Origin of the sequence: Streptomyces sp. NPDC093252, from assembly GCF_040683675.1 — a bacterium.
Lineage (GTDB): Bacteria > Actinomycetota > Actinomycetes > Streptomycetales > Streptomycetaceae > Streptomyces.
Genome location: NZ_JBFBEM010000025.1, coordinates 17552 through 34321, shown reverse-complemented (window position 1 = coordinate 34321; position 16770 = coordinate 17552). Strand labels below are relative to the sequence as shown.

The 16770-nt window shown below is 68.1% G+C and carries 13 protein-coding genes and 1 pseudogene; 10 read left to right on the top strand and 4 right to left on the bottom strand.

Annotated elements, in window-relative coordinates:
* The 7 genes and pseudogenes from pdhA (at position 1) to AB0O01_RS35380 (ending at position 7027) form a co-directional block, all read left to right on the top strand.
* Complete coding sequence (pdhA, locus tag AB0O01_RS35410; RefSeq protein ID WP_365320077.1) at positions 1-1116, top strand: pyruvate dehydrogenase (acetyl-transferring) E1 component subunit alpha; 1116 nt, start codon at positions 1-3, stop codon at positions 1114-1116.
* Positions 1113-2174, top strand: coding sequence for an alpha-ketoacid dehydrogenase subunit beta (locus AB0O01_RS35405; protein WP_365320075.1), 1062 nt, complete (start codon positions 1113-1115; stop codon positions 2172-2174). Before pdhA ends, AB0O01_RS35405 begins: the two co-directional genes overlap by 4 nt.
* Positions 2174-3565, top strand: coding sequence for a dihydrolipoamide acetyltransferase family protein (locus tag AB0O01_RS35400; protein WP_365320073.1), 1392 nt, complete (start codon positions 2174-2176; stop codon positions 3563-3565). The genes AB0O01_RS35405 and AB0O01_RS35400 overlap by 1 nt, the downstream gene beginning before the upstream one ends.
* A complete protein-coding gene (gene lpdA, locus AB0O01_RS35395; protein WP_365320072.1) occupies positions 3556-4950 on the top strand; it encodes a dihydrolipoyl dehydrogenase in 1395 nt (464 codons plus the stop codon). The genes AB0O01_RS35400 and lpdA overlap by 10 nt, the downstream gene beginning before the upstream one ends.
* A gap of 139 nt (positions 4951-5089) precedes the next feature.
* Positions 5090-6079, top strand: a complete 990-nt coding sequence (locus AB0O01_RS35390) for a quinone oxidoreductase (protein ID WP_365320070.1) — start codon at positions 5090-5092, stop codon at positions 6077-6079.
* Positions 6080-6212: 133 nt separating this feature from the next.
* A pseudogene (locus AB0O01_RS35385) lies at positions 6213-6569 on the top strand (IS701 family transposase); the annotation flags it as partial.
* Between the two features lie 242 nt (positions 6570-6811).
* Positions 6812-7027 (top strand): hypothetical protein, encoded by a 216-nt coding sequence (locus tag AB0O01_RS35380; RefSeq protein WP_365320068.1) that lies wholly within the window; start codon positions 6812-6814, stop codon positions 7025-7027.
* A gap of 38 nt (positions 7028-7065) precedes the next feature.
* On the opposite strand, the gene AB0O01_RS35375 is transcribed toward AB0O01_RS35380, so the two are convergent.
* The 4 genes from AB0O01_RS35375 to AB0O01_RS35360 form a co-directional block, all read right to left on the bottom strand.
* Complete coding sequence (locus AB0O01_RS35375; protein ID WP_365320066.1) at positions 7066-7758, bottom strand: gamma-glutamyl-gamma-aminobutyrate hydrolase family protein; 693 nt, start codon at positions 7756-7758, stop codon at positions 7066-7068.
* An 850-nt stretch (positions 7759-8608) separates the two neighbouring features.
* The gene (locus AB0O01_RS35370; protein ID WP_365320065.1) at positions 8609-9985 is read right to left on the bottom strand and encodes a glutamine synthetase family protein; all 1377 of its coding nucleotides are present in this window, start codon (positions 9983-9985) and stop codon (positions 8609-8611) included.
* Positions 9986-10650: 665 nt separating this feature from the next.
* Positions 10651-12030, bottom strand: coding sequence for an aldehyde dehydrogenase family protein (locus AB0O01_RS35365; RefSeq protein WP_365320063.1), 1380 nt, complete (start codon positions 12028-12030; stop codon positions 10651-10653).
* A 713-nt stretch (positions 12031-12743) separates the two neighbouring features.
* On the bottom strand, positions 12744-13502 hold the full coding sequence (locus AB0O01_RS35360; protein ID WP_365320061.1) for a gamma-glutamyl-gamma-aminobutyrate hydrolase family protein: 759 nt from the start codon (positions 13500-13502) through the stop codon (positions 12744-12746).
* Between the two features lie 164 nt (positions 13503-13666).
* Between AB0O01_RS35360 and AB0O01_RS35355 the strand changes: the two genes are divergently transcribed.
* From AB0O01_RS35355 to AB0O01_RS35345, 3 genes are all read left to right on the top strand, one after another.
* The gene (locus AB0O01_RS35355; protein WP_365320060.1) at positions 13667-14449 is read left to right on the top strand and encodes an alpha/beta hydrolase; all 783 of its coding nucleotides are present in this window, start codon (positions 13667-13669) and stop codon (positions 14447-14449) included.
* Entirely contained in the window at positions 14446-15201 is a 756-nt protein-coding gene (locus AB0O01_RS35350) for an FCD domain-containing protein (protein ID WP_365320059.1), read from the top strand. Before AB0O01_RS35355 ends, AB0O01_RS35350 begins: the two co-directional genes overlap by 4 nt.
* A 744-nt stretch (positions 15202-15945) precedes the next feature.
* The gene (locus tag AB0O01_RS35345) at positions 15946-16770 is read left to right on the top strand and encodes an SDR family oxidoreductase (RefSeq protein WP_365320057.1); all 825 of its coding nucleotides are present in this window, start codon (positions 15946-15948) and stop codon (positions 16768-16770) included.

Below are 16770 nucleotides of genomic sequence, written 5' to 3'. Positions count from 1 at the left end.
ATGACGACCACGGTCCCACCCACGGGGGCGAGCGACGACGGCGTGCCCCGCAAGTCCGGCACACTGACCTGGCGTCAGCTCCTGCGGGCCGACGGCACACCGCTCGGGCCGCTTCCCATGACCGACGAGCAGATGCTGGAGACGCTGTACTGGATGAACCTGTCCCGGGTTCTCGACGCGCGGCTGACCAGCCTGCAACGCCAGGGACGCATGGGGACGTTCTCCGCCGTGCACGGCCAGGAGGCGGCGGTCGTGGGCGCGAGCATGGCCGCCGACCCACGACGCGACTGGCTGGTGCCCGCCTACCGGGAGACACCCGCGATGATCCGCCACGGCATGCCGCTGGAGAACGTCATCCTGTACTGGCGGGGCAATATGGCCGGCGGTCGCATCCCGGACGACGTGCGGGTACTGCCGGTCCAGATCGCCCTCGCCGCCCAGCTCCCGCACGCGGTGGGCCTGGCCTGGGGACGGCGACTCCAGGGGTACGACGACACCGTGCTGACGTTCTTCGGTGACGGAGCCTCCTCCGAGGGTGACTTCCATGAGGCGCTCAACCTCGCCGGTGTGATGTCGGCACCGGTGGTGTTCCTCCTCCAGAACAACGGCTGGGCCATCTCGACACCGCGCCACCGGCAGACCGCGGCCGAACACTTCGCCCTGCGCGCGGACGGGTACGGCATGCCGGGCGTTCTGGTCGACGGCAATGATGTGTTCGCCGTGTACCAGGCCACCAGGGAGGCCATCGAACGGGCTCGCGCGGGCGGGGGGCCGACGCTGATCGAGCTGGAGACCTACCGCATGGCGGCGCACAACACCGCCGACGACCCCACCCGGTACCGGGACGAGCAGGCACGGGCCGAGTGGTCGCGGCTGGACCCGATCGTCCGTGTCGTCCGCCACCTCACCGACCGGGGCCTGTGGAGCGACGAGCGGCAGGCCGCACTCGAACAGCGGATCGGTGCCGAGATCGACCGGGCGGTCGAGGCGGCCGACGCCTACGAGCCCCCGGTGATGGATCAGATCTTCCGTCATGTCTACGCCGATCCGCCCGCCCGGCTGCGACGGCAGCGGGACCGGGCGGTCGCCGCACAGCAGGAGGGCGGACAGCGATGACGACACCACCACGCGCGACCGCGACGGAGACCGCAGCCACCACCGTCACCACGGCCGCGCCCACCCCTACGCCCCCGGCCACCACGATGACGATGGTGGAGGCGATCAACTCCGCCCTGCTGCTGGAGATGCGGCGGGACGAGCGGGTCCTCGCACTGGGCCAGGACATCGGCAGGCTGGGCGGTGTGTTCCGCGCGACGAACGGACTCCTGGACGAGTTCGGTACCGACCGGGTCGTGGACATGCCCCTGGCCGAGGCCGCGATCATCGGATCGGCGCTGGGACTCGCGGTCTCGGGCCTGGTCCCGGTCGCCGAGATCCAGTTCCTCGGATTCACCCACCAGGCGTTCCACCAGATCGGCGCACAGGTCGCCCGGTACCGGTATCGTTCCCAGGGCCGCCATCAGATCCCCCTCACCATTCGCGCCCCGTTCGGCGGCGGAGTCCGCACCCCCGAACTGCACTCGGACGCTCTGGAGGCGCACTTCGTCCACTCACCCGGGCTCAAGGTCGTCATGCCGTCGACTCCCTACGATGCCAAGGGCCTGCTGCTCTCGGCGATCCGCGACCCTGATCCGGTGCTGTTCTGCGAACCGCTGAAGGGCTATCGCCTGGTCAAGGGTGAAGTCCCCGACGGCGACTACACGGTGGATTTCGGCAAGGCCGCGGTCAGACGCCAGGGCACCGATGTCACGCTCGTGGCCTGGAGCGCGGCGGTCCACCTCGCCGAACAGGCCGCGCGGGTACTCGACGCCGAGGGCGTGTCGGCGACGGTCCTCGACCTGCGGACGCTGGTTCCGCTGGATGTCGACGGCCTGGTCGACGCCGTCGCCGCCACGGGCCGCTGCGTCGTGGTGCAGGAAGCACCACTGTCAGCCGGTTTCGGTGCGGAGGTGGTCGCCACGCTCAGCGGCGGCCGGGCGTTCCACACCCTCGAAGCGCCCATCGAGCGCGTGACCGCCCCCGATCTGCCGTACCCGGGGGCCGCGTTCGAGGACCTCTACCTGCCCACGGTCGACACCGTCGTCGCCGCGGCTCGACGCGCGATGGAGGCGTGATGAGCGTCATCGAGTTCGCTCTTCCCGATGTCGGTGAAGGGCTCGGCGAGGCCGAGATCGTCGAGTGGCTGGTACCCGAAGGCGGCCGGGCCGATCGCGACCAGCCGGTGGTGGCGATCGAGACGGCGAAGTCCACCGTGGAGATCCCCGCCCCCGCCCAAGGGGTCGTACGCAGCCATGGCGCGGCGGTGGGGGATGTCGTAGCGGTCGGATCACTCCTGTTCGAGTTCGAATCCGAATCCGGGGACAGGGCCGGGGGCGGGGCCGGGGGCGGGCCCACGGCCGGGACCGGGGCGGGTGCCACGGTGGAACCCGGGGCGGGCCTCCTCACACCGACCGCCGGACAGGACTCGCGCATCGCACCGGCGCCGACCGGGAGCCAGGGCCCACCCGGCGCCGCCGTGTCGATCACCGATCACCCCATCACCGTACCCAGCACCGGACGGGTGCTGGCTTCTCCGGCGACCCGCCGCCGCGCGCGGGAACTCGGCATGGAACTGACCACGGTGCGTGGCTCGGGACCGGCGGGACGGGTGACCAAGGCCGATGTCCTCGACGCCGCGTCCCCCGGCTCACCCGTCTCCACCCTGTCCACCACCTCGCCCGCTCCACCCGCACCACCCGCGGCGCTCACTCCACCCGGGCCGGGGCATGCCACCCGCGGGCGGCTCGCCGCGGGCCCCGAGGCCGGGAGCACCGTGCCGCTGCGCGGGCTGCGCCGCCAGATCGCGAAGACCATGACCGAGTCATGGCGGACCGTCCCCCACATCACCGACGTCCGGGAAGTCGACGCGTCGCTCCTCGTCGCGGCGCGGGCGAGTCTGCGGACGGAGCTGGACCTCGATGTCCCGTTCACCTTCCTGCCGCTGATCATCCGGGCGGTCACCGCGAGCCTGACGCGCGTGCCCGTGTTCAACGCGAGCATCGACATGGACGCGGAGACGATCACCTATCACCGGGGCGGGCACATCGGCCTGGCCACGGCGACCCCGGACGGACTGATCGTCCCGGTGCTGCGCGACGCCGACGCCCTGTCGCTCCGGGAGATCGCCCACCGGGTGGCCGAACTCACCGGCCGGGCACGGGAGCGCAAGGCGACCCCCGGCGAACTCACCGGCGGGACCTTCACCATCACCAACTACGGTTCGCACGGCGGGTGGATCGCGACACCCATCATCCGGCCCCCGGAGGCCGCGATCCTGGGCGTGGGCCGTATCCAGGACCGGGTGGTGGCCGTCGACGGCCGACCGGAGGTCCGTCCCGTCCTCACCCTCGCCGTCTCCGGTGACCACCGTCTGGTCGACGGCGACAGCATGGGCGCGTTCCTCAACACGCTGACGCGCTATCTCGCCAACCCGGTACTGCTTCTGGACGGTGTCCGATGGTCGTAGGAGAGATCCCGGAGTCGGTCGACTTCCTGGTCGTCGGAGGCGGGCCCGGCGGGTACACCGCCGCCCTGGAGGCGGCGGCGCGCGGACGGGTGGTCACGCTGGTGGACCTGGAGGGGGAAGCCGGCCTGGGAGGTGTGTGTCTGCGCGTCGGATGCATCCCCAGCAAGGCCCTGATCGAACTGGCCAGGACGCGGCATCGCGTCGGCTCTTTCGCCCGGATGGGTCTGCGGGCCCGGATGGACCAGGTCGACCTGGTGGCGTTCCAGGAATGGAAGGCATCCATCGTCGATCGGCTCTCGACAGGTGTCGGTTCGCTGCTGCGGGAGGCGGGGGTCCGCGTCGTACAGGGACGTTTCACGTTCCTCGGCGCCGGGCGGGGTGTGGTGGACACCGGTGGCGACCGGCCACCCCTGTTCATCGAGTACCACGACCTCGTACTCGCCACCGGGTCCACACCGAGGGAACTGCCCGGACTGCCGCGTGACGGGGTGCGCGTGCTCGACTCGACGGACGTGCTGGCCCTCGACCGCCTGCCGGACACCGCGGTGATCGTCGGCGGCGGCTACATCGGGCTGGAACTCGGCACCGCCCTGGCCAAGCTGGGCACAGAGGTGACGTTGGTGGAGGCCGCGCCGACGCTCCTGCCCGGGATGCCCGCCGAGCTGACCGCCCCCGTGCAGAAGTCACTGCGCGCACTCGGTGTCACCGTCCTGGTCAACACCGAGATCACCGACTTCACTGGGAACCAGGTCCGCGTGGTTTCCGGCGGAGACGAAGCGCGCACACTGCACACCGGCACGGTGGTGACCGCCATCGGCCGCCGGCCGAACACCCGGCAGCTCGGGCTCGACGCACTCGGCGTCCAACCGGACGGCCGGGGACTGCTCACGGTGGGAGCGGATCGTCTGCTCCTCCCGCATGTGGCGGCGATCGGCGACATCACCCCGGGACCCGCTCTCGCCCACAAGGCCACGGCGGAGGCGGTGGTCGCGGTGGAGGCACTGTGCGGCCAGCCCACCGCCTTCGATCCCGCGACGATCCCCCTGATCGTGTTCAGCGACCCGGAGATAGCGGTCGCCGGGGAGGAGCACCTCGCCCGGCAGGGCCTGGTGTCGGCACGCCGGCCGTTCCGCGCGTCCGGCCGCGCGCTCACCCTGGACGAGCCCATCGGATTCGCCCGGATGACGGTGGATCAGGCGACGGACGCCGTCGTGGGCGTCCAGATCGTGGGGCCGCACGCCGCTGAAATGATCAGCGAAGCGGTACTGGCCATCGAGATGGCGGCCACCCCGCACGACATCCGGGCTTCGATCCACCCCCACCCCACCCTCGCCGAGACACTGGCGGACGTCGCCGGCGACCTCGGCCGCGTGCCGGGAGCATAGGAGGAGCACCTCCCCTTCCGTACTCGGTACTTGGTTCCCAGCACTGGTTTCCTTGCACCGAGTTCGCGCTGACTTCGCACTGAGTTCTTGTACTGGGTTCTTTGTGTACTTGGTACTTCGTCTTTCGTAGGAGCAGGCAATGCGTGCTGTACAGGTAGCCCACCCAGGTGGCCCCGAGGCCATGGAGCTGGTGGAGACCGCCGACCCGGTCCCGGGGAGCGGTGACTTGCTCGTGGCTGTGGCCGTGGCCGGGGTGAACTACATCGACACCTACCATCGTGCGGGCATCTATCCCCAGACCCCGCCCTTCGGACTCGGCCTGGAAGGCGCCGGTACCGTCGTCGGCACCGGATCGGACGTCACCGGGTTCTCGGTGGGAGACCGCGTGGCGTGGTGCGACGCCCCGAACAGCTATGCCGAACTCGTGACCGTGTCTGCCGAGCGCGCGCTGCGGATACCCGACGGCATCTCCCTGGAAGCCGCCGCCGGCGCACTGCTCCAGGGCATGACGGCGCACTATCTGGTGGACTCCACCTACCCGGTACGCCAGGGCGAGTCGATCCTGGTGCACGCCGCCGCCGGGGGCGTCGGTCTGCTCCTCACCCAGTTGGCCGCCCGGCGCGGCGCCAGAGTGATCGGTACGGTGTCCACCGACCGGAAGGCGAGGCTTGCCGAAGAGGCCGGCGCCGCCGAGACGGTCCGCTACGACCGGACGGACGATCTGGCCGCCGAGATCCGCGCGCTGACCGACGGGCAAGGAGTCCCCGTGGTCTTCGACGGCGTCGGCAGAACGACGTTCGACGCCAGCCTGGCCAGCCTGAAGCCGCGCGGAACGATGGTGCTCTTCGGGGCGGCCAGCGGACCGGTGCCACCGGTCGACCCCCAGCGGCTCAGGCTCGGCGGATCGCTGTATCTGACCCGCCCGGCGCTGGGCGACTACATCCAGACACCAGAGGAACTGGAGCACCACGCCCAAGCGGTCCTCGGCGCGGTCGCGGACGGGACGCTGACGATCCAGATCGGCCAGGAGTACCCGCTGGCGGAGGTCCGCAAGGCCCACGAAGACCTCCAGAGCCGACGCACGACCGGAAAGCTCCTGCTGCGAGTCTCGGAGAACCGCCCCGACTGACATCCGGTCGCGAGGGTACGCCGGATGGTCCATGAACAGAGACCCGTGCTGGGGGCGCCGGTCGTCGCGATGAGGCGCTGCGGCGCGGCATGAACGGTTGGCCCCACAGGGGCGGGGGGCACGGGCCGGACCTCGGCCCTGGCGCCGGGACGACCGGCGGCACTGGGTGATCGCCCGCCGCAGCGTGAGCAGGCCCGAACAGATCTCCTACTACATCGCCTACTGCCCCGCCGGAACCACCCTCGACCAGCTGATCCACGTCGCCGGTGCCCGCTGGGCCGTCGAGGAGTGCTTCCAGAGCGCGAAACAGGAATGCGGTCTGGACGACTACCAGGTCCGCCGCTACCCCGGCTGGCACCGGCACATCACCCTCGCCATGGCCGCCCACGCCTGCCTCACCGTACTGCGGGCCCGCGAACTGGACACCGGCAAAGCAGAAACGGATCCTCCGGCCTCGTCCCCCTCAGCCTGCCCGAACTCCGACGCCTGATCACCCGGCTCACACACCGCCGGGCCACCCCCGTCGAACATGTCCTGCACTGGTCCCACTGGCGACGCCGACGACAGTTCCAGGCCCGACTCAGCCACTACAGACAACGCGGCCACACACCACCCGAAACTGCCCAACCGTCACCACAAGGACCATTGCAGTACTAGGCCCTCCAGGGCCTCTTCCCAGTTACGGGACGACGGCGGTGCTCGCGCGCCGGGCAGCGACGGCGGAACCGGCCCTTGGCCGACGGCTCGTCGAGGACCGCCATCGCGGCGGCGCCGACCTGGTGCATACGCGCACTGAAATCGCGGGCCCGGGACCCGATCGGCGCCCTGTGGCCCGGTCACACCGACGGACTCGCCACCGTGCACGCCACCGCGCCAGCGGGCACGATCCCGCAGGTGGAAGCCCTCCTCGGGCTCCGGCTCGCCGAGGAAGTCCAGACCGACCGGTAGCCGGGCTGCGGCCCTGCGGTGCGACTAGCGAGCCGAAGTCACCTGCGGCGGCAGTCCTCAACGAAGCCAGCCATCAGCGCGGCTGCAGACTGCTCCGCTTCCCACAGCATCTCGGGGTGCCACTGGACCCCGACAAGGCGACGCTCAACGCACTCATAGCCCTCAACCAGACCGTCCGACGTCCAAGCCGTCTCCGTCAGTCCGGGAGCGATCTCACGCATACCCTGATGGTGTTGCGTGTTCACCGGAACACGTCCGTGCTGCCCCATCCAGTGCGCGATGAGCGAGCCTTCAGCAACCTCCACGTCCTGAACCGGCTTGCCGAGATTCTCATAACCCGCCCAGTGGTCGAGTGCACCTGGCATGTCTCGGACGAGGTCGACGTACAAGGACCCGCCCAGTGCAACGTTCACCAACTGGGCGCCCCGGCAGATCGCGAGTACGGGAGTACCCGCATTCTGGGCGATCTCGAACGCCTCAAGCTCGCCGGCATCATGCAGCGGGTTCGTATCCCGAACCAGCGGGTCATCGGGGTCAGCGCCATACCTGCGCGGGTCAACGTCTCCCCCACCGCCAAGGATGAGTCCGCCCATCCCACGCGCAAGCCGGCGGAACGTCCCTTGGACATCCGTGCAGTCGATGGCCACGGGGACTCCGCCGGCTTCAACCACCGACTCGAAGACGGTCGACCAATGGTCGAAGTCGGCATAGTCCGACGACGAGTACGTCACCGCTATAGCCGGACGGCTACTGCTCGCTCGCATGCACCCTCACCACTCCCGCTCCCACTCCCACTGCCATCGGCCATCGGAACGATTCCGACGAACCGTCAAACACCTATTGGTTCGATGATTCAATCTTAATAGGCCGAAGTGCAACGACCCCCCTTCAAGGGAGAGAAAGACTGACCGCACCAAGCCGCCGAGCGGCTCCTCCTCTGCCCGGCCCCACAGTGCGAGTCCAAGGCTCGCCACCTGCCCCGCCACCGCGCCCAGACGCCGGCCCACCACATGCGATGCCCACCGGCGCACCGCCTCCCTCCTGACGCCGAGTCGCCGTGCGGCACGGGTGACGGTGCGCCGGGCTTCGACCGAGAAGGCCGGTTTCAGCGGCGCCATCATCTCCGGGCGGGTCAGCCTCAGCGATCGGTATCAGCTGCACCACCAGCCTCCGCCGACGCCGGTACCGCCTTCGAACACAACGAAGCCCTTCACGCCCTGCTTGACCAGCGACGCTACGGCCCCGATGCAGCTGGAGCCGACTCCGATGACGGCGACTTCGTGGCCGCTCATGCTCGGCTGCGGCGAGGAGGCACTCAATCCCCATCTCCCCGCACTCACTTCCTGATGCTCGGGGTCCGCTCGTCCGCGGGCAGCCGAGACTCTTCAGCGACGCTGTCCGACACGGTGTCTGAAGGGAAGACCCGAAGGTCTTCGGTGAAACATTCCGAACATGCCTGCCCAGGCATCTGAGCCGACATGGGACTACGGAGAATCGGCACCTGGCGGGTCCCGGTCGCGCACGGACCTGCTCCCGGGCGAGGGCAGGTAAGCGCGCCGCTGCACCCCTGTTCGTACGGCCTCAGATCCGGTCGTAGTACCGTTCACGCTCCCAGTCAGTGACGGCTTCGGACACAAAGCACCGAAGTTCGTTCTCGTAGAAGCCGAGGATGTGGGAGTGCACCAGCTCTCCCATGGAATCCAGGGCGACCTTGCTCTGGCCGAACAGGCGCACGGAGTCCTGGAAGTTGCCGGTGAAGACCGGGATGTCCTTGTCGTACCAGGCATTGCCCGAGAACAGGGTCGGCTTCGGAAGGTTCTTGTCGATACCGTTCAGACCGGCGATGAGCATTGCCGCGTACGCGAAGTACGGATTCACGTCCGCGCCCGGAATGCGGTTCTCGAAGCGGTAGGAGGAATCGTGTCCGACGATCCGGAAAGCGGTCGTGCGGTTGTCCTCGCCTGCGGCAATCGCGGTTCCGGCGAACTGGTCCGGACGGTAGCGCTTGTAGGAATTGATGGTCGGCGCGAACATGAGCCCCAGGTCCAGCGCATTGGCGAGCTGGCCGGACAGGAACGAGCCAAAGATGTCCGACATCCCGTCGCCGTCCCAGCCGATGGGCGATTCTCCGTCTGCCGACCAGAGGCTCGCGTGGATGTGACACGAAGAGCCGATCTCGTCGATCTGCGGCTTGGCCATGAAGCTCGCAGTGAGCTTGTTCTGGTGAGCCAGTTCCTTGACACCGTGCTTGAAAAGCACGTGCCGATCCGCCATCTCCAGGACCTCGCAGTAGTCCATGGTGACTTCCTGCTGCCCGAAGCCCCACTCGGTCTTGGACGACTCGATCGGGATGCCGAACTGCGGCATCTTGGTGCGAATCTGGCGAATGAACCAATCGTCCTTGCTCGAGTGCAAGAGCTGGTAGTCGCCATGCGTCGCGCTGGTCATCGGGATGTCGCGGTAGTTCATGTCGCGCACACGGGATGCCTCCGCGTTCGCGAGGAAGAACTCGAGCTCCGACGCCGCCTTCAGCGCCAGGCCGGCAGCCTTGGCACGCTCGATCTGCCGCCGGAGTACTCGACGCGGAGCAACCTCGATCTCGGAGCCGTCAACGGTGCTGAACGCGTCGCAGATGACGATGACGGCGTTCGGTTCCCACGGAACGCGACGCATCGTCGCCATGTCCGGCAGCAGCCGGATGTCGCCAGCCCATGCGCGGCCGTACAGGGACAGCAGCGGCAGGTCCACGGGGTTCATGTCCATGTCGCACGCGAAGAAGTAGTTCCCGCAGTGGATACCCTCGCCGGACAAGCACAGCGTCTTGAACGAGTTGGTGGTCAGGCGCTTTCCCAGAAGGCGGCCGTACATGTCCGGTACCGCGCACACCACGGTGTCGACGGCACCATCGGCGACAAGTTGGGTGTACTCGTCGAGTGAAAGCAGGTTCTCATTATTCATTTCTGCTCCGTGTCCCTTTCAACAGCGGCGTCCGAAGTCTGGGCGCACCACGGTTCGTTACAATCCCTCAGGAAGCTGAACCAATCAGCTCTCTTATTGTTCAGGTATCACAGGTTTCCCAGTCGAGTGAGTTCTGGAAATCCAGATAACCTGATGACACGATTCATTGCATTGTATTGCCTGGCTTCTCGGGCGAGGTCTGCGACGCGTCGATGGGCCGCGTCCTCGAACAGGCTCGGGAGCTGGCGAAACACTCCGTAAGGCTGCGCCCGCCGCTTTGGCCACGGCACGGGCAAGTTCGCCGTGCGAGCCAATGCTCTCCATCTCGAACCCGGCTCCATCGAAGAACGTGATGAGCGGGAGCTCGTCCCCGGGATTCGGTTTGTTCGGGCGAGCCGGAATCTCATGCCGCCGCTCGAAGGAATGGCCGAGCCGCTGGCCCCCTCGATGTCCTCTCCCCTGGGGAGCGCCCCTGCGAGGCTCTCGAATTGCTCGTGAGCAACCTCAGCCGGCAGGGGGCACGAGTTGGGCTGGTCAGTCGCGGTTGCATGGCCGAGGGGCTTCGGAGCGGCCGGGTGGAGGTTCATGGCCAGTTCCCTGGGTTGTGGACGACGTGTTTCGGGTGGCCGCTCGGCCGGGCGGACCGGTGAGGCGTGGTTCGTGCGTCACCGGTGTGCGATAAAGACGTTCTTCTCCTCGGTGAACGCCTTCGCCCCGTCCGGTCCGAGCTCACGCCCCAGGCCCGACTCCTTGAATCCGCCGAACGGCGTCCAGTAGCGAACCGAGGAGTGCGAATTGATGCTCAGCGTGCCGACTTCCAGGGACCTGGCCATGCGGAAGGCGCGGTCGAGATTGTTCGTGAACACCGAGCCCGAAAGGCCGTAGTGAGTGTTGTTCGCCATCTCGATGGCGTCTTCCTCTGTGTCGAACGGCAGCACGGCGACGACCGGGCCGAACACCTCTTCGCGCCACACTGCTGCGGTGGTGTCGCCCGGAACGATGACCGTCGGCGCCATCCAATATCCCGGTCCGTCCGGGACGCTCCCGGTGAATGCGATCGAGCCCCCCTCCAGATAGCGCGAGGCCCGCTCACGCTGAAGCTTCGAAATCATCGGGCCCATCTGGGCGGCCTCGTCCCTCGGGTCGCTGACCCGGATTCCCTGGACGCTGCCGTGCAGATTGTCCATGAACTCGTTGTAGATGCTCTTCTGGACGAGGATGCGTGAGCGAGCGCAGCAGTCCTGGCCGGCGTTGTCGAAGACGGCCATCGGCGCGGAAGCCGCGGCCAGCTCGTGGTCACCGTCATCGAAGATGATGTTCGCGCTCTTGCCGCCGAGCTCCAGAGTGACCGGCTTCACCTGGTCCGCACAGGCTTTCATGATGTTCCTGCCGACCGGTGTTGAACCGGTGAAGGACACCTTGCGCACCAGCGGATGCTCGACGAGCCGCTGCCCGGCGATCGTCCCGCGGCCCGGAAGGACAGTGAACACCGACTCCGGGACGCCGGCCTCCAGAGCCAGCTCAGCCAGCCGCAGCGCGGTCAGCGGTGTGTACTCGGCAGGCTTGAGAACGACGGCGTTTCCGGCCGCGAGGGCCGGAGCGAACGCCCACGCCGCCAGTGGCATCGGGAAATTCCAGGGGACGATGACGCCCACCACGCCCATCGCCTCGTGGAAGGTCACGTTCGTTCCGCCCGGGACCGGAATCTGGCTGCCGATGAGCCGCTCAGGCGCCCCCGCGTAGTAGTTCAGGACGTCACGGACGTTGCGCGCCTCCCAGCGGGCATTGCCGATAGTGTGTCCGGCGTTCAGGACCTCAAGGAGCGCCAGTTCCTCAACGTGCGCATCCACCACGCGGGCGAACTCACGCAGGATGCGCGCACGCTCGCCCGGAGCCACGCGCCGCCACCGCTGAAACGCGATGTGAGAGCGAGCCACCGCCTCGTCGATGTCGGCGGCCGAAGCCATCTCGACGGTGGCGACCTCCAGCTCCGTCAGCGGGCTGACCACGCGGTAGATCTCGTTGTCCGTGGCTGCGTGCATCATTCGTTTGACTCCTGCTCTGTAGCGTCCCATTCGCTCAGCGGCACGGCTGCGCTGGAGGCCCAGGTCCGTTCATGGGCGCGTGGTTCCGCCCGAACCGACAGCGGCCTTGTGTCCAGCCGCCTGCCGGCCGACCCGACCCACTTAATGGGCTTTAGAATAAACCTTTAGGTCATTAAGTGGAAGAGGTCGCCCGCAGAGTCCGCGAGAGGCGCATCCGGGCCCTCGATCTCGCGCCTGGACGCCTGGGTGGGGCCCGCGTCAGCCTTATGTCCCACACAGCCTGGGAGCACCGCACCAATGGGGCCGAACGCCTTCGCCCGGACGGCCGCAGCGACCTCCACGATCCGACGGGTGCGGGCCGGCAGACTGCCGGACCCACCTGCACCAAGGGACCACATGCCACCTGGCCGGGAGTTCTCAGCGGTCACCGAAGGACGCGACAAATGGTCCGCCATTCGAACGTGCGGTTGAGTTCCTCCCCGGAAGCCTTCACGTCCCCAGGAGCTGTTTCTCATCGACGACCACTCCCGGGGACGATGATGCTGCCACCTCGGCCCCTTCGGGATTCGACCTCGCCTGTACTGGCCAGGGCTGCGAGCGCCGCACGGGCAGTCGTACAGGAGACCTGCGTTCGCCCCCGGGAGCAAGGCGCCAGTCAGCCTTCCCCGTTCTCCGCAACGACGCACCAACGGCATCCGGACGAGCAGAGTGCATCACTTCAAAGCGCGCCGGCCGTCTGGACGCGCGCCGGCGGCCTTGACCAGTCCGACGAAGAGTTCCGCCATGCGCGGCTCTTCCGGATGGAACTGCACACCGAGCGCGAACGGGTTGTCCGGCCACTCGATGGCCTCGATCACCTTGTCGGCGACCGCGTGTGCCACGACACGGCCGCCCGCGCCCACCTCCGCGATGCCCTGGTGATGGTGTGAGTTCGTGCTCGCGGCCAACGCCATCCCGCAGCGAGCCATGTGGCTGTCCGGATTCACGGAGATGTCGTGGCTGGTCTCGGGTCCGAGGCTCCCGGGCACCGGGCGGTGCTCACCGTAACCGGCATCGAGGAGGTGCTGGTGCAGCGTCCCGCCGGTGGCCACATTCATGATGTGCAGCCCCCTGCAGATTCCGAGCATCGGAAGACGCGCCTCGAACGCGGCGCGCACTACTGCGAGCTCGAACTCGTCGCGGAGCTGGCTCGTGTCCTCCATGCGGTCGGAGGGGAGTGCGCGGTATCGCTCCGGAGCCACGTCCACACCACCCGGGATCAGGATGCCATCGACCCCCGCGAGCGCCTGCCGGGGGTCGAGCCCCGGAACCGGTGGGAGGACGACGGGGAGGCCGCCCGCCTCCACGACGGCGTCAAGGTAGGTGCCGGCCACCAGCACAGCGTCCCGTGGTGCCCAGTACCCCCAGGCGGCCTGAGTGGCGACACCGCAGACCGCGATACGCGGACGCCACTTATTAGGTTCATTGTCCATGCCATTAGACCCTACGACCCTCCGGCATGTCGTGCAAGTTGACGCGGGTCGGCCGCGCCCATATTTTTTGGTCTAAGGGCTCTTCCAAAGAGCCGGAGGACCGGAAGCCAGCTCGATCCGCCGCACTCCGCACACCGGCGACGCACCACCTCAGGAGCAGCAAGGTGACCGAGTTCATCACGACCCCACGCGGGACCTTCGCCTACAAGGTCAGCGGGAACCCGGAAGGCAAACCCCTGGTCTTCGTCGGAGGTCTCGGCGCCGACAAGAACAGCTGGGACGAGGTGCTCGACGGGTTCAGCCGGTACCGATGCATCAGTTTCGACAATCGCGGCAGTGGCGACAGCCCCACCACGCCCGGCCCCTACACGATCACCCAGCTCGCCGAGGATGCGCACGCAGTCGTCACGGCCCTCGGTGTCGCAGGCGCTCCGGCCGTCGGCTCCTCGATGGGCGGGGCCATCTGCCAGGAGTGGGCTTTTCTGTATCCCGACGACATGTCGAAGCTGGTGCTCACGAACACATGGTCACGCACTGATTCCTACGGACGTGTCCTGTTCGAGCATGTGGCGTTCCTGGCCGCCGAAGGACACGCCGCAGCCGTCAGCGACGCGGCGTTGCTCTTCTCCTTCAGCCCCGACTTCGTCCGCACCAACCCGGCCGTCGCCCAGGAGGCCCGCGCAGCGGCATCGTTGGACATGATCGGCTTCGAGGCTGCGGCCCACGCGTGCCGCAACCACGATTCCCACAACAAGCTGGACAGCATCCACCATCCGACGCTCGTCATCGCCGGACTGCGGGACATTGTCACGTCCCCGTGGCACTCAGAGGCCATCGTCGCCGAGATGCCGAACGCATCCCTGATCCAGATCGACGCGGGCCACTCTGTCTGCGGTGAGAGACCAGACGAGTGGGCCTCGGTGGTATCGAGGTGGCTGGCCGGATGAACCGTACTGCGGAGACGATGATGGAAGACGACAACACCCTCGGCCCAGTCCGTCAGATCGCGGCCCACGAGCTGGTCGTCGAGCAGATCCGGCGTTCCATCGAAATCGGCCAGTTCCTGCCGGGGGACCGGCTGCCGCCCGAGCGTGAACTTGCCGAGACCCTCGATGTCTCGCGGACCACCGTGCGTTCCGCGATTGCCGTCCTGGAGCGCGAGGACATGATCTCGGTGCGCCGCGGGCGCGGAGGCGGCTTCCTGGTCATGGAACCAACCTATGACCTGGCCGCGACGCGGCAGCGCCTCCAGAGGGACCGAGCCGCCATGCAGGCCGCGTTCGAGTTCCGCGTCATCGTCGAGAGCGGCGCGGCCCGGCTGGCGGCCAAGCGGCGCCTGGAGGAGGACCTGGCGCCGCTGTCACGGCTCGTGGACCGCATGCGCGAGACGATCGAAGGCGCCCGGCAGGAGACGAAGAGCACCCAACTGCACAAGTACAACGTGCTGGACTCCTCGTTCCACCTCGGGATCGCCCAGGCTTCAGGCAGCAGGCACCTCGCGCAGGCAGTCGATGAGAGCAGGCGCAGGATGTTTCTGCCTGTCGGCGCCATCTTCGGCCGTATCGACTCGGCCGGCGATGAGGCCCATGCTGAGATTCTCGCCGCGATCGAGGCGAAGGACAGCGAAGCATCCGCGCGGCTGATGACCGAACACATCAGCCGCACCCGAGAGACGTTCGAGGCCTGGCTCAACCGCTGAACACCGCTGCCGGCCGCGACCCCGGGGGCGGGGCGCGGCAAACGCGGTCCGAGCGCGCCATGACAGGGCGGCGGGCCGGCCACTCACGGCCGCATCCTTTCCGGCGCGAGTACGCCCTGAGCAGACATGCGGCCGCGTGCCGCTCAAGGCAGCGCTGGCGGGCACATGCCGGCCGGCGAACGACAGGTGCCCCTGCGGTTCCAGGTGTACCCGGACATCTGAGCCGCGCCACGACCAGAAGCCGCGCCCGGACATCCAGCGACGATTCCCGGTCAGTGACCGTCTCCGTCCCGGTCAGGATCTCATTCGTTCCGCCTCGCCCCGTCGCGAGCCGCGACGGCGGGCCTCCGGACCGAGCGACGTGCAGAGCGCATCCCGGTTCGCGGCGTCGGAGGTGCCGGGCGGGGGACGCTCCTCCAGGGACGTCCCGGTAGCGGCAGCCCATTCCTCGTGGCAGCGGCCCGACCCCCTGAACGCCAAAGATCCAATCGATAGGCCGTTGTCGCGCCGGTTCGGCGGCGACGCCAGAACGGCGCTTCCCAGCGCTCGCCGCACCCCGGCCACGCGAGCTGGCGCAGGCCGCCCAGACACACCTCCGGGCCGGCCCGCGGCAGGGCATTGAACGCCGCGGCCTTATTGGTCTAAAGTCTCTACCATCAGTCCACTGGTGGAGGTCCCCGCAGACGACCCCCGGCAGAGCGACGAGCGGTCCCGCGGATTCGCCCTGCCGAGGAAGGAATTCAGATGAAAACGTTCGACGACAAGGTCATCGTCATCACTGGCGCCGCTGGAGGCATCGGGCGGGCAACCGTCACCGCCCTCAAGAACGAGGGGGCAACCGTCGTCGGCATCGACCTGGTGAAAGCAGACGACACCGGAGCCGACTCCTTCCTCGTCGGCGACCTCACCGACGCCGCCCAGGTACAGGCTCTGTACGCCGAGGTCGCGCATCGCTACGGCCACATCAACGGGCTGTTCAACAACGCCGGCACCCTCCTCCCCGAGGACGGGTCCATCCTCGACACGGACGCCGACGACTTCGACCGGGCACTGCGCGCGAATGTCCGCAGCGTGTACCTGTGCTGCCAGTCCGGCATCCCCCATCTGCTGGCGGCCGGCGGCGGGTCCATCGTGAACACCGGCTCACTGGCCGCCACCCTCGGCTCCGCCGTCTCTCAGCTCGGGTACGCCGCAAGCAAGGGCGCGGTCGTGACCATGTCCCGCGAACTGGCCATCGAGTTCGCGCTCAGGGGGATACGGGTCAACACGCTCAGCCCCGGGCCCATCGACACCCCCATGATGCGCGGTTTCCACTACACCCCCGCCGAACTCGAACGGCGCATGGTTCACATTCCGCCGCGACGCTACGGAACACCCGAGGAGATGGCCGGCGCCGCCGTGTTCCTCCTCAGCGACGCGTCGAGCTACGTCAACGGGATCGACCTCAGGGCCGACGGAGGCATCTCCGCCGCCTACGTCACACCCGAAGAACAAGCCACCCCGTCGCCGCAGACCACTCCCCCAGCCCGCAACGGCGACCTGCCGGACACCAGCCACTTCGGAGCGTGA

What these genes read in the sequence shown, in the direction of transcription:
- AB0O01_RS35405 (WP_365320075.1), top strand. Translation starts at nt 1,113, where the DNA reads ATGACGACACCACCACGCGCGACCGCGACGGAGACCGCAGCCACCACC.
- AB0O01_RS35350 (WP_365320059.1), top strand. Translation starts at nt 14,446, where the DNA reads ATGAACCGTACTGCGGAGACGATGATGGAAGACGACAACACCCTCGGC.
- AB0O01_RS35360 (WP_365320061.1), bottom strand. Translation starts at nt 13,502, where the DNA reads ATGGACAATGAACCTAATAAGTGGCGTCCGCGTATCGCGGTCTGCGGT.
- AB0O01_RS35400 (WP_365320073.1), top strand. Translation starts at nt 2,174, where the DNA reads ATGAGCGTCATCGAGTTCGCTCTTCCCGATGTCGGTGAAGGGCTCGGC.
- AB0O01_RS35345 (WP_365320057.1), top strand. Translation starts at nt 15,946, where the DNA reads ATGAAAACGTTCGACGACAAGGTCATCGTCATCACTGGCGCCGCTGGA.
- AB0O01_RS35365 (WP_365320063.1), bottom strand. Translation starts at nt 12,030, where the DNA reads ATGATGCACGCAGCCACGGACAACGAGATCTACCGCGTGGTCAGCCCG.
- pdhA (WP_365320077.1), top strand. Translation starts at nt 1, where the DNA reads ATGACGACCACGGTCCCACCCACGGGGGCGAGCGACGACGGCGTGCCC.
- AB0O01_RS35370 (WP_365320065.1), bottom strand. Translation starts at nt 9,985, where the DNA reads ATGAATAATGAGAACCTGCTTTCACTCGACGAGTACACCCAACTTGTC.
- AB0O01_RS35390 (WP_365320070.1), top strand. Translation starts at nt 5,090, where the DNA reads ATGCGTGCTGTACAGGTAGCCCACCCAGGTGGCCCCGAGGCCATGGAG.
- lpdA (WP_365320072.1), top strand. Translation starts at nt 3,556, where the DNA reads ATGGTCGTAGGAGAGATCCCGGAGTCGGTCGACTTCCTGGTCGTCGGA.